This is a genomic window from Streptomyces sp. NPDC059455 (assembly GCF_042750115.1).
GTDB lineage: Bacteria > Actinomycetota > Actinomycetes > Streptomycetales > Streptomycetaceae > Streptomyces > Streptomyces endocoffeicus.
Window position 1 is genome coordinate 19,409 of the sequence record NZ_JBHYVB010000004.1, and the last position, 11,742, is coordinate 31,150.

The window sequence follows — 11,742 nt, forward strand, 5'->3', positions numbered from 1 at the left end:
GCGCCCCCCCCCCACACCCAGCGACGCCCCCCCCCACAGCGCCCCCCCCCCCCCCGGCCCCGCCCCCCCCCCCCCCCCCCCCCCCCGCCGATACCTCGCGCTTTCGCGGATTCCGCCCGGTCTCCTCCGGTCTCCTGGACCCTCTGGGACCCCTCGCGCGTTGGAACCCATGAGATCCCCTCGATCCCCTTGGCCATGCGACCCGCGCTCCGTATCGGTCACGGGCCCGGGCACACTTGGAGGCATGATGACCGGCGCATCGCAGCAGAGCGACCCGACCCGCCCGAAGCGCTCACGCGCCCGCACCTTCGTACCGCTGGGGATCGCCGCCTGGCTGGTGCTGGAGATCTGGCTGCTGACCCTGGTGGCGGACGTCGCCGGCGGGCTGACCGTCTTCCTGCTGCTGGTCGCGGGCGTGGTGGTGGGCGGGGCCGTGGTCAAGCGCGGTGGCCGCCGGGCGTGGCAGAGCCTGGCCGGGTCGATGCGGCCGGGCGCGGAGGAGCCCGCCGCGCGCCCGGGAAGCTCCTTCACGATGCTCGGCGGGCTGCTGCTCATGGTGCCGGGGCTGGTCTCGGACGTGGCCGCGCTGGTGTGCCTGTTCCCGCCGACCCGGGCGCTGCTGCGGCGCCGCGCGGAGAGCGCGCTGTCGCGCCGGATGGGCTTCGTCCCCGGATCGCCGTCCGACCCCTTCCAGCAGGCCCGTGAGCAGTGGGAGCGCCCGGAGCAGGGCACGGTCATCCAGGGCGAGGTGATACGGGACGGGGACGACCCGGGCCGGGACGGCGACGGAGAGCCGGGCCCCGGGCTGCGGCCGCGCGACCGGGGCTGAGGCCCGGCTCAGCCGGCGCGAAGGGCGCATAAGGGTCGAAGCGTGCCTAAGGGCTGAAACACGCCTAAGGGCCGAAGCGCACCTAAGGGTCGAAGGGCGCGCAAGGGCCGGGGCCACTGCTCAGCAGTGGCCCCGGCCCTCGTACTTCAGTTGTTTCCTCAGTGCTGCCGCTCGGTTCAGGCAGACTTACGGGTGTCCCGCGGATGTACGGCGATGTTCATGGCACCGGAGCGGAGAACCGCCAGCCGCTCGGCCAGCACCTCCTCCAGCTCCTCGCGGGTGCGCCGCTCCATGAGCATGTCCCAATGCGTGCGCGCGGGCTTGCCCTTCTTTTCCTCTGGACCGTCGCCGTCGACAAGGAGTGCCATGGCGCCGCACGCCTTGCACTCCCACTCCGGCGGGATCTCCGCCTCTACCGAGAACGGCATCTCAAATCGATGGCCGTTCTGGCATGCGTACTCCACCGCCTGGCGCGGGGCCAGATCGATGCCGCGGTCGGTCTCGTAGCTGGTCACCACGAGTCGCGTGCCGCGAAGAGCTCGCTCACTCATGAATCGTGCCTCCCGGGCTTGTCGCCCACAGGACAGGTGTCGCTGTCGTCGTCATCCGGTCAACGTCCGGTCGGCGGTGAAGATTCCCGTATTGGGACATGCGTCGCCCGTCGTGCCGCCCCGTTGTTCTACCCACAGGCGCCCGGTTTGTCACATCTGGCAGCAGATGTCACCCAGCGTTTCTGGTACTTTAGCGCGCAGTAACGGTCCGCCTGGTAGGCCAAGGGCGTACACTACCGCCCCGACGGCCCCAGCCCTAAATCAGGTCCCGGACCTGCGGCTCGACGCCGCCGCGCGCCACGATCCCAGGGCCCGTCCCGGCGGGTGCGGGAATGGCGAAGACGCGCAGGAAGTACTGCGACAGCGGCCCGATGGTCAGCGCGAACAGCACCGTTCCCACCCCCATCGAGCCGCCCAGCGCGAAGCCGGTGGCCAGCACCGCCAGCTCGATCCCGGTCCGCACCAGCCGGATCGACCACCCGGTGCGCCGGTGCAGCCCCGTCATCAGCCCGTCCCGCGGGCCCGGCCCGAACCGCGCCGAGATGTAGAGCCCGGTGGCCACCCCGCACAGCACGATCGCGAAGAGCAGCAGCGGAATCCGCACCGCCAGCGCCTCCGGCTCCGGTATCAGCCACAGTGTGGCGTCCACCACAGGCCCGATCACCAGCACGTTGGACATCGTGCCCAGCCCCGGCCGCTGGGGCAGCGGGATCCACAGCAGCAGCGCGGCGACGCCGACGACGACCGTCACCGTGCCGATCGACAGCGAGGTGTGCTCGGAGACGCCCTGGTGGAAGGCGTCCCACGGGTCGAGACCGAGCGTGGCGCGCAACTGGAGCCCCATGGACACCCCGTAGAGCACCAGCCCCACGTAGAGCTGGGCAAGACGGCGTGGAAGGCGGCGGCGTGGAAGGTCGGACAACGCGTGCTCCTGGTGTGAGTGGCCTGCGGCATGTCACTCTGTGGCCTGGAACCAGTCCAGTTCCACGGCCAATCTCCGAAAGGTGGACCGCTTTCGATGAGTCCATGGACGTCCGCTGTCGGGGCACCCCAACTGGCCCGGCTGCTCGGGTCACAGCACACCCGCGATGGCATGGCCGCCGGGGCCGCGGCCTCACCGACCGGGGGCCGCCGCGTCCCCGCCTACCGCTCCCTCGCCGACGGCGTACGGCTGCTCATCCTGGAGGGCCGGGTTCCGGTCGCGGCCCGTCTCCCCGCCGAGCGCGAGCTCGCCGCGGCGCTCGCGGTCAGCCGCACCACCGTCGCCGCCGCCTACGAGGCGCTGCGCGGCGAGGGGTTCCTGGAGTCCCGGCGCGGCGCCGGGAGCTGGACCGCCATGCCCGCCGGAAGCCCGCTGCCCACCCGGGGGCTCGATCCGCTCCCGCCCGAGGCCGCGGCCTCCGTGATCGACCTCGGCTGTGCCGCGCTGCCCGCCCCCGAGCCCTGGCTCACCCGCGCCATGCGCGGCGCCCTGGACGAACTGCCGCCCTACGCCCACACCCACGGCGACTACCCCGCCGGGCTGCCCGCCCTGCGCCAGGCGCTCGCCGACCGCTACACCGCCCGCGGCATACCGACCATGCCCGAGCAGATCATGGTCACCACCGGCGCCATGGGGGCCGTCGCCGCCGCCTGCCGGCTGATGGTCCGGCCCGGGGAGCGGGTCGCCGTCGAATCGCCCAGCTACGCCAACATCCTCCAGCTGATGCGGGAGGCGGGCGCCCGGCTCGTCCCCGTCGCCGTGGCCGACCGGCTCGCGGGCTGGGACATCCCGTCCTGGCGCCAGGTGCTCAGCGCCGCCGCGCCCCGGCTTGCCTACGTCATCGCCGACTTCCACAACCCCACCGGCGCCCTCGCCACCGAGGACCAGCGCCGCCAGCTCGTCGACGCCGCCCGCTCCGCCGGAACGGTCCTGATCGCCGACGAGACCATGGCCGAGCTGCGGCTGGACGACGAGGTGGAGCTGCCCCGGCCCGTCTGCGCCTTCGACCCGGCGGGCAGCACCGTGATCACGGTCGGCTCGGCGAGCAAGACCTTCTGGGCGGGGCTGCGCATCGGCTGGGTGCGCGCCGCACCCGATGTCATCCGCAGTCTGGTCGCCGCCCGCGCCTACGCGGACCTGGGCACCCCCGTCATCGAACAGCTCGCCGTCGCCTGGCTGCTGAACACCGGCGGCTGGGAGGAGGCCATCGAGATCCGCCGGGAGCTCGCGCGCGGCAACCGTGACGCGCTCGTCGACGCCCTCCGGCGCCATCTGCCCGACTGGGAGTTCACCGTCCCGCACGGCGGGCTCACCCTCTGGGTCCGCACCGGCGGCCTCTCCGGCTCGCGCATCGCCGAGGCGGGCGCCCGGCTGGGGGTCCGGGTGCCGTCGGGGCCCCGCTTCGGGGTGGACGGCGCGTTCGAGGGGTACGTACGGCTGCCGTTCACGGTCGGGGGAGCGGTCGCCGAGAAGGCCGCCACCCGGCTGGCCTCGGCCGCCGACCTGGTGGCCACGGGCGCGACGATCGAGGCGGAGGTGCCGCGGACGTATGTGGCCTGACGTGCCGCACCGTGCTGTTGCTGTTGCTGTTGCTGTTGCTGTTGCTGTTGCTGTTGCTGTGGCGTTGGCCTGACGTGCCGTAACGCGCTCCGGTGCGGCAGCGCTACGAGGTCTCGGTGGCTAACCCCCGACAGGTGCCGGGGCCGGGGGCGCCGCCGGGTCCGGGGCGGGGAGCAGCCGGAGCACCGCCTGCCGCTCGGCCTCGCCGGCCGCCTCGTCGTACGGATCGGGCGTGGCCGGCACCTGGAGGCGGTGCACCGGGCCCGCGCCGAGGCGGGCATAGCCGCGGCCCGGAGGCACCTCGGGCGTCGGCGTGGTGTGCGGCGGCGCCCCGAGGACGGCCGTGGCCTGCTCGGACGAGACCGGGCCCAGCACCACCCGGGCCCGGGTGTGGCTCCGTACGGCCTCGCTCAGCGCCTCCGCGGCGTCCAGCTGGTCGGCCACCACCACCCGTACGTTCGCCGCCCGTCCGTGCCGCAGCGGCACTGCCAGCAGCTCCTGCGGATCGGTGCGGCCGTCCGCCGCCGCGAGATGGCTCATCACCGACGGCCGGTCCAGCAGGATCCACAGCGGGCGCTGGATGTCCTCCGGTGGCGCGTGCCGCAGCTGGCGGGCGCGGTTGGCGGCGATCAGCCGGCGCTCGGTCTCATGGCCCGCCCACTCCAGCGTGGCCAGCACCCCGGCCGGCCCGCACTCCACCGCCAGTACCCCCGTGCGTCCGCTCAGACACGCGTACTCGCCGGTGCCGCCGCCGTCCACCACCAGCACCTCGCCATGGGGCAGCGCCTGCAGCGCGATCGAGCGCAGCAGGGTCGTGGTGCCGCTTCCGGGCTGGCCGAGCGCGAGCAGATGCGGTTCGGTCGAGCGCGGGCCGGTGCGCCAGATCACCGGCGGTGCGTCATGGGTCTCCGGCCCGTCCCCTGCCGCCTTCTTGAGCCCGACGTCCTTCGTGTCCTCCGTGCTCTCCTCGCCTTCCCCGTCCTCCCCGCACGTCTCCGGCCCCGCCAGCACCGGAAGCGTCCGCTGCACCGACGACGGGTCGGTGAAGCCCAGCACCGTCTCACCGGGCGCGGTGACGAAGCGCTGGGCGTGGATCGCGGTGGACAGGGCGGGCAGCACGGTCAGGGTGAGGTTGTTGGCCTCCTCGTCCCACTCGAACAGATATTCACGGCCGCGCCCCGACTTCGCGTACAGCAGCTGCTCGATCCGGGTGCGGGCCGCGGGCTCGCCGTCGGTGAAGTACGCGGGGTAGTGGAGGCGCAGCCGGGTGAGCCGTCCGCTCTCGTCGAAGGCGAAGGAGTCGAACGCCGCGGACCAGTCGCCGCCGTGGCTGTAGAGCGGGCTGGGGTCCTCGGAGGCGGAGAAGTACGGCACCAGCGCCTCGTAGAGCGTGCGCAGCCGCTCGGTCCCGTCGGCGGGCGTCTCCGATGCGCCCCCGGCGCGCTCCCGGCCGGCCCAGCCCGCCGCGCCGATCAGGCTGATCGCCGCCGCCAGTGGCCCGTACGGCAGCAGGAAAAGGACGAAGCCACAGGCGACCACGAGGGTGAACACCGGTCCGCGGCGGTCGCCCGGCAGCTCCGTCCACTTGCGCCGCCCGGCGGCGGCGAGCACGCGCAACCCGCGCGAGAGCGCGACCAGCGGCTGGACCACATCGGCGACGCCGTCGGCCGTGCTGCGGGCGACCGCCCGGCCGCGGCCGGGCGGGACGAGCGGAGTGCCCCCGGCGCTGCCGAGACGGAGGCGGGGGAGCGGTCTCCGGCCCACGTCAGATCTTGATCCCGCCCAAGAGGCCGGCGAGGCTCGCGCCGCCCGCCTTGATGCTCGGGGCGATCGCGGTGGACGCGAGATAGAAGCCGAAGAGCGCGCAGATGACCGCGTGCGACCCCTTCAGGCCGTCCTTGCGGAAGAAGATGAAGACGATGATGCCGAGCAGTACGACGCCGGAAATGGACAGGATCATCACGGTCTCCTGGCTGATGGGGGACGGTCAGTCACCATGAGTGGTTCCAGGATCACAGCATGCATCCACCGGGCGAAAGGTGCAATTGGGTGGATTATCGGTGTAATCATCACCATGGAGGCGTGGCGCTACGAGCCGACCGCCGGTCGGGGCGGGGTGCCCGCCTGCCCGGGTGGGTCCGCCGCCGTCCTTAGGGTGGATGATCACATACCCAGGTAGCGAAGCCGGAGGCGACAGGCCATGACCGAATCGAACCCCGAGAGCGAGCCCGCCCACGACCCGGAGGTGCTCCAACTGGCGGCCAGGGTTTTCGACCTGGCCCGGCAGGGTGACACCGATACGCTCGCCGCCTATGTGGACGCGGGCGTCCCCGCCAACCTCACCAACGACAAGGGCGATTCCCTGCTCATGCTCGCGGCCTACTACGGCCATCCCGCCGCGGTGTCGGCCCTGCTCGAGCGCGGCGCTGACCCCAATCGGGTGAACGAACGGGGTCAGACCCCCATCGCGGGCGCCACGTTCAAGGGCGAGGCGGAGGTGCTGAGGGTGCTGCTGGCCAAGGGCGCCGACCCGCGCGCCGGATCGCCGTCGGCCGTCGAGACGGCGCGGATGTTCGGGCGGGAGGATCTGCTCGCGCTGTTCCAGGCCCCGGGCGCGGAGTCGTGAGCCGTACGGCGGCCATGAGGCGGCGTCACTCAGTGGCCGTTGACCGTCAACCCGCCCTTGACCGTTCAAAAAGTGAAGCGCGAGACTTCATTCAGGCCGTGAGTTAAGCGATGAAACCAGTCGGCGTCAAGAGCGGCCGCGTCCGGTAGGTTCGGGCAGGGGGAAGGAGCCCGATGGGTCAGATGAACCGACGGACCGTCCGCGACCTGCGGCGCGGCAACCGCTCGACGCTGCTGCGCCAGCTGTACTTCCGGGGCCCGGTGAGCCGTCAGGAACTGGGCGCGCTCACCGGGCTCAGCTCCGGTTCGGTCAGCAATGTCGTCGGCGAACTGCTCGCCGACGAACTGGTGGAGGAGGCCGGGTCCGTCGAGTCCGACGGCGGCCGCCCCCGCACGCTGCTGCGGGTCACGCCGGGCGGTGGCCATCTCATCGGGGTCGACGTCGGCGAGACCCATGTCCGCGTGGAGTTGTTCGACCTCACGCTGACGGAACTGGCCCGGTGGGAGCATCCGCTGACGCCCGGAGGGCTGGAGCGGGATCCGGAGCCGGTCGTCGGCCACATCCTGACCGGCCTGGACGCGGTCATCGCCAAGAGCGGTGCCTCGCCGGACGCGGTCATCGGCGTCGGGGTCGGCGTCCCCGGCGTCGTCGAACAGGGGAACGAGATCCTCGTCCACGGCCCGACCGCCGGCCGGGACGCGGTGCCGCTGGAGCGGCTGCTGCGCACCGGCACCGATCTGCCGCTGTTCATCGACAACGGCGCCACCGCGCAGGGGCAGGCCGAGATGTGGTTCGGGGCGGGCCGTGGCGCGGACAACGCGGTGATCGCGCTGATCGGATCCGGCGTCGGCGCGGCCATCGTGACCGCCGGGGTGCCGTACCGGGGCGCGACCAGCAGCGCGGGGGAGTGGGGGCACACGGTCGTCCAGGTCGGCGGGCGCGCCTGCCGATGCGGTGCGGTCGGCTGTCTGGAGGCGTACGTCGGGGCTCAGGCGGTGCTCGACCGCTATGGGCGCGGGGCGCGCGGAGCGGGTGCGGGCGGCGCGGGTGGTGGCGGTGAGAGCGGTGAGAGCGGTGTGGGCGGTGCCGGTGAGACCGGTGCCGGTGAGAGCGGTGTGGGTGACACGGACGGTGCCGGTGAGGACCAGCAGGCCGCGTTCGCCGCGATCGTAAGGGCCGCCGGAAGCGAGGCGCGGGCGCGCGAGGTGCTGGAGGAGACCGCCGCCTACCTCGGCGCCGGTATCGCCGATCTGATCAACCTCTTCAACCCCGAGCGGATCATCCTCGGCGGCTGGGCCGGACTGCTCCTCGGCGGCCGGGTCCTCCCCAGGATCCGGGCCGCCACCGCCTCCTACGCACTGCGCCGGCCGTACGCGCAGACCGAGATCGGGCTGGCCGAACTGGGGCCCGACGCCGTGGCGTTGGGCGCGGCCACGCTGCCGCTGGCACACTTCCTCGCCACCGGTGGAGCGCGCTGAGGGTTCGACTTCTGTCGGTTCAGGGGGAGTTGGGTCGGGCCCCGCCTCAAATTCTTTGATGCAAGAAGGTCCAGACCTATTGACATGCATTGAACAGGGCTGGACATTGTGTCTCCCCGGAGGTGACCGATGACGGCCAAGGCGCAGGCAGCCCAGCCCCCGCTGCGCACCACCGTGCGCGATCCGCGGCGCGGCAGCCGCTCCTCGCTGCTGTGGACGCTGTATCTGCACGCTCCGCTCACCCGCCAGGAGCTCGTCCGCCGTACGGGGCTCGGCGCCACCACCGTGAGCGCGGTCATCGGCGAGCTGATCGCCGAAGGCGTCGTCACGGAAGGCGTCGTCACGGAAGGCGTCGTCACGGAAGGCGTCGTCACGGAAGAGGTCGTCACGGAAGAGGAATCGCCGCGGCTGCGGCTGGTCTCCGAGCACCGGTACGTCATCGGCGTCGAGGTCGCCGATACCCGGGTCCGCGTCGGGCTGTTCGACCTCGCCCTCACCCAACGCGCCGGAGCCGTCTACCCGTTAGCCTCCGGACCCCACGGCGCCGAAACCGCCGTCCGCCACATCCTGACCTTCCTCGACGCCGTCATCGAGGAAGCCGGAATCCCCCACGGGCACATCCTCGGCGTCGGCATCGGCGTTTCGGCCGCCGGCTGGGACGGTGTCCCCCTGGAGCGGCTGCTGCGCACCGGCACCGCGCTGCCCCTGCACATCGACAACGGCGCGGAGGCCCTGGGCCGGGCCGAGATGTGGTTCGGCGCCGGACGCGGCGTCCAGCACGCCGTCGTCGCGCTCATCGGCTCCGGCGTCTCCGCGAGCGTCATCACCCACGGCTCCCCCTACCGGGGCGCCACCGACAGCGCGGGCGAGTGGGGTCACACCACCGTCCAGGCCGGGGGCCGCCGCTGCCGGTGCGGCGCCCGCGGCTGCCTCGAGGCGTACGTCGGGGCCGAGGCGGTCCTGGAGCGCTACCGCCAGGCCCGGCGCGGCCGCGTCACTCCCGGCGCCGACCAGGAGTCCGCGTTCGCCGCGCTGCTCGCGGCCGCCGACACCTCGTCCGCCGCGCAGCGCGTCCTGGAGGAGGCGGCGGTGTACTTGGGCGCCGGGATCGCCAATCTCGTCAATCTCTTCAACCCCGAGCGGATCATCCTCGGCGGCTGGGCCGGGCTGATGTTCGGCGCCCGTATGCTGCCGCGGATCCGTGAGACGGTGGCCGCGCAGGCGCTGCGCAGGCCGTACGCGAAGACCGACATCCGGCTGAGCGGGCTCGGCCCCCACGCCGTGGCGCTCGGCGCCGCCGCCCTGCCCGTCCGCCAGTTCCTGACCGAGGGCGCGCACCGTCCTGCCCGCCGCCCGGCCACCACCCCGCGAGGAGCGCTGACGCGCCCTCCTCCCGTCTGTCGTGCGACTACCACCCCGCGAGGAGCGCTGACGCGCGTGGCCCCTGCCACCCGTATGCCCGTGCCATAGCGCCCGCGGACCCCGGCCCCCAGCCGCCGGACACACACCTTCCCCCACCGGACCGGCACCCACCGGTCCCATCCCCCACACAGGAAGGCACCACCGTTCCATGAGAAGTACGCTGCGCAACACCGTGATCGGTCTGCTCTCCGCGACCGCACTCGCCGCCACCCCCTGGCTCACCGCTCCGGCCACGGCCACCACGGACACCCCCCACACCAAGGCCGCCGCGGCCGAGTTCACCGACAACTTCGACGGCGCCGCGGGCAGCGCGGTCGACGGCTCCAAGTGGGGCCTGGAGACCGGTGACAACGTCAACAACCACGAGCGGCAGTACTACACCGACGGCAACAAGAACGCGGCGCTGGACGGCAACGGCAACCTTGTCATCACCGCCCGCAAGGAGAACCCGGCCAACTACAACTGCTGGTACGGCCAGTGTGAGTACACCTCCGCCCGCCTCAACACCTCCCAGAAGTTCACCACGGCCTCCGGCCATGTCGAGGCCCGGATGAAGCTGCCGCAGGGCCAGGGCATGTGGCCCGCCTTCTGGATGCTCGGCGACGACATCGGCAGCGCGGGCTGGCCCAACTGCGGCGAGATAGACATCATGGAGAACGTGGGCTTCGAGCCCAGCACCGTCCATGGCACCATCCACGGCCCCGGCTACTCCGGCTCGGGCGGCATCGGCGCCGGCTACACCCTGCCCAATGGCGGCAAGTTCTCCGACGACTTCCACACCTTCGCCATCGACTGGTCGCCGAACAAGATCACCTGGTCCGTCGACGGCAACGTCTACCAGACCCGCACGCCCTCGGACCTCAACGGCAACCGCTGGGTCTTCGACCACCCCTTCTACATCATCCTCAACCTGGCCGTCGGCGGTGACTGGCCCGGCGACCCGGACGGCAACACCTCCTTCCCGCAGCAGCTGGTCGTCGACTACGTCAAGGTGACGGGCGGCAGCTGACGCCTGCGGCCGATGTGGAAGCCCGCTGAGCGGTGGTCTCGCCGGTGTCATCAGCAGGGGCGGACCGCCTTCGAGACCGCCGCGACGAGGGCTTCCACATCGGCACCCCAGCGTGAGACGAGGGTGAGGTCACGGGCCGGGTCCACCCACAAGAGGTGGTTGCCGCCGTTGCCCCGGGCGCAGCGCCCGCTCGACGGGGCCTGTGGCCACACCACGCGGCCGTCGTTGAGCCACCACGACAGCCCGTACTCCGGTTTGACGGCACACGGGGTCCACAACGCCTCGATCCAGCGCCGTGACACGATCCGGCGCCCGGCCCACTCCCCACCGTTCAGGCAGAGTTGGCCGATACGGGCCAGGTCGAGCGCGCTGATCCACAGCCCGCCGCCCCAGTGGGCGCCGCCGGACACCACGGGCAGGCGGACGCCGCCGATGTCCACGAACGAGTTGTCGTAGCCGTGCCACGACCATGAGCCGGAGGCCCCGATGGGCTCCATGACACGGGCGCGCAGCACCTCCGGCAGCGGCCGCCGCACCAGGACGGTGAGCGCGAGCGCCGTCAGATTCACCCGCACATCGTTGTAGGCCCACCCTTCACCGGGCGGCCCGCCCGCCGACTCCGTCCCCTCGCGGACGCTCTGGGCGTCCACCCCCGTCGGCTTCCCCCACAGCTCGCCCTCCCACTGGCTCGTCTGGTCCAGCAGCTGCCGCCAGGTGATCCGGCGCCCGTGCTCATCCGCGAACTGGGGCAACTCCACGGAGCCGCACACGGGTTCGTCCAGCCGTAGCAGTCCGTCGTCGAAGGCGACACCCGCGACGAGGGCCAGCACGCTCTTGGTCGCGCTGAAGGCCATCTCCACCCGGGCCGGATCCCCCCAGCGGGCGAGCACCTCGCCGCGCCGCACGACCACACCACCGGGCCCGTGTCCGGCTCGCAGCGGCCCGACCACCTCGCGGTGCGAGACATCCGCCACCTGTGCCCCGAGGTAGCTCCGCATGTCCTCGACCCCGGCCACGGGCCGCCCCGCCCGCTCCCGCACGGCCCGCTCCAGCGCGACGGAGTCGACCCCCGCCCAAGCATCACTCACCGGCCCATCGTCCAGTCGTTCGCCCTCTCGTGGCAACACACCCTCCGTCCGACCGGCCCGAGCCGGCCCGTAGTGCGCAGGCACCAGGACGGGTGAGCGGCTGGTCCGGGTGCACCAGGGGAAGACGGCGGCGCAGGACGATGCCCGGCGGGGCGCCGGAGGGAAGTGTTGGAGGCGCGTGAATCCCGCGCATCGCG

At 72.6% G+C, this 11,742-nt stretch carries 11 protein-coding genes; 6 read left to right on the top strand and 5 right to left on the bottom strand.

Annotated elements, in window-relative coordinates; genetic code table 11:
* Positions 1–244 precede the first annotated feature (244 nt).
* Positions 245–829, top strand: coding sequence for an FxsA family membrane protein (gene fxsA / locus ACFXB5_RS02445; protein WP_385201623.1), 585 nt, complete (start codon positions 245–247; stop codon positions 827–829).
* Between the two features lie 176 nt (positions 830–1,005).
* Here fxsA and ACFXB5_RS02450 read toward each other — a convergent pair whose 3' ends face one another.
* Both ACFXB5_RS02450 and ACFXB5_RS02455 read right to left on the bottom strand, forming a co-directional pair.
* A complete protein-coding gene (locus tag ACFXB5_RS02450) occupies positions 1,006–1,380 on the bottom strand; it encodes an RNA polymerase-binding protein RbpA (RefSeq protein ID WP_014056358.1) in 375 nt (124 codons plus the stop codon).
* A gap of 256 nt (positions 1,381–1,636) precedes the next feature.
* Complete coding sequence (locus tag ACFXB5_RS02455) at positions 1,637–2,224, bottom strand: YitT family protein (RefSeq protein WP_385201758.1); 588 nt, start codon at positions 2,222–2,224, stop codon at positions 1,637–1,639.
* A gap of 174 nt (positions 2,225–2,398) precedes the next feature.
* Here ACFXB5_RS02455 and ACFXB5_RS02460 point away from each other — a divergent pair, with 174 nt between their 5' ends.
* On the top strand, positions 2,399–3,922 hold the full coding sequence (locus tag ACFXB5_RS02460; protein WP_385201625.1) for a PLP-dependent aminotransferase family protein: 1,524 nt from the start codon (positions 2,399–2,401) through the stop codon (positions 3,920–3,922).
* A gap of 120 nt (positions 3,923–4,042) precedes the next feature.
* Here the strand turns inward: ACFXB5_RS02460 and ACFXB5_RS02465 are convergent, their stop codons facing one another.
* The gene (locus ACFXB5_RS02465; protein ID WP_385201627.1) at positions 4,043–5,686 is read right to left on the bottom strand and encodes a hypothetical protein; all 1,644 of its coding nucleotides are present in this window, start codon (positions 5,684–5,686) and stop codon (positions 4,043–4,045) included.
* 1 nt (position 5,687) lies between these two features.
* A complete protein-coding gene (locus ACFXB5_RS02470; RefSeq protein WP_037965369.1) occupies positions 5,688–5,882 on the bottom strand; it encodes a hypothetical protein in 195 nt (64 codons plus the stop codon).
* 240 nt (positions 5,883–6,122) lie between these two features.
* On the opposite strand from ACFXB5_RS02470, the gene ACFXB5_RS02475 reads away from it, so the two are divergent.
* From ACFXB5_RS02475 to ACFXB5_RS02490, 4 genes are all read left to right on the top strand, one after another.
* Positions 6,123–6,548 carry an ankyrin repeat domain-containing protein gene (locus ACFXB5_RS02475; RefSeq protein ID WP_385201629.1) on the top strand — a complete coding sequence of 142 codons (426 nt, stop codon included), beginning with the start codon at positions 6,123–6,125 and terminating at the stop codon, positions 6,546–6,548.
* 173 nt (positions 6,549–6,721) lie between these two features.
* Positions 6,722–8,026 carry an ROK family protein gene (locus ACFXB5_RS02480; protein WP_385201631.1) on the top strand — a complete coding sequence of 435 codons (1,305 nt, stop codon included), beginning with the start codon at positions 6,722–6,724 and terminating at the stop codon, positions 8,024–8,026.
* Positions 8,027–8,155: 129 nt separating this feature from the next.
* Positions 8,156–9,496, top strand: a complete 1,341-nt coding sequence (locus ACFXB5_RS02485; RefSeq protein ID WP_385201632.1) for an ROK family protein — start codon at positions 8,156–8,158, stop codon at positions 9,494–9,496.
* 100 nt (positions 9,497–9,596) lie between these two features.
* On the top strand, positions 9,597–10,457 hold the full coding sequence (locus ACFXB5_RS02490) for a family 16 glycosylhydrolase (RefSeq protein ID WP_385201634.1): 861 nt from the start codon (positions 9,597–9,599) through the stop codon (positions 10,455–10,457).
* A 50-nt stretch (positions 10,458–10,507) separates the two neighbouring features.
* Here the strand turns inward: ACFXB5_RS02490 and ACFXB5_RS02495 are convergent, their stop codons facing one another.
* Entirely contained in the window at positions 10,508–11,545 is a 1,038-nt protein-coding gene (locus tag ACFXB5_RS02495; protein ID WP_385201635.1) for a serine hydrolase domain-containing protein, read from the bottom strand.
* Positions 11,546–11,742: the final 197 nt, after the last annotated feature.

Excerpts from the sequence above, each read along its gene's own strand:
- fxsA (WP_385201623.1), top strand. The coding sequence starts at position 245 with ATGATGACCGGCGCATCGCAGCAGAGCGACCCGACCCGCCCGAAGCGC.
- ACFXB5_RS02450 (WP_014056358.1), bottom strand. The coding sequence starts at position 1,380 with ATGAGTGAGCGAGCTCTTCGCGGCACGCGACTCGTGGTGACCAGCTAC.
- ACFXB5_RS02455 (WP_385201758.1), bottom strand. The coding sequence starts at position 2,224 with ATGGGGCTCCAGTTGCGCGCCACGCTCGGTCTCGACCCGTGGGACGCC.
- ACFXB5_RS02460 (WP_385201625.1), top strand. The coding sequence starts at position 2,399 with ATGAGTCCATGGACGTCCGCTGTCGGGGCACCCCAACTGGCCCGGCTG.
- ACFXB5_RS02470 (WP_037965369.1), bottom strand. The coding sequence starts at position 5,882 with ATGATCCTGTCCATTTCCGGCGTCGTACTGCTCGGCATCATCGTCTTC.
- ACFXB5_RS02475 (WP_385201629.1), top strand. The coding sequence starts at position 6,123 with ATGACCGAATCGAACCCCGAGAGCGAGCCCGCCCACGACCCGGAGGTG.
- ACFXB5_RS02480 (WP_385201631.1), top strand. The coding sequence starts at position 6,722 with ATGGGTCAGATGAACCGACGGACCGTCCGCGACCTGCGGCGCGGCAAC.
- ACFXB5_RS02485 (WP_385201632.1), top strand. The coding sequence starts at position 8,156 with ATGACGGCCAAGGCGCAGGCAGCCCAGCCCCCGCTGCGCACCACCGTG.
- ACFXB5_RS02490 (WP_385201634.1), top strand. The coding sequence starts at position 9,597 with ATGAGAAGTACGCTGCGCAACACCGTGATCGGTCTGCTCTCCGCGACC.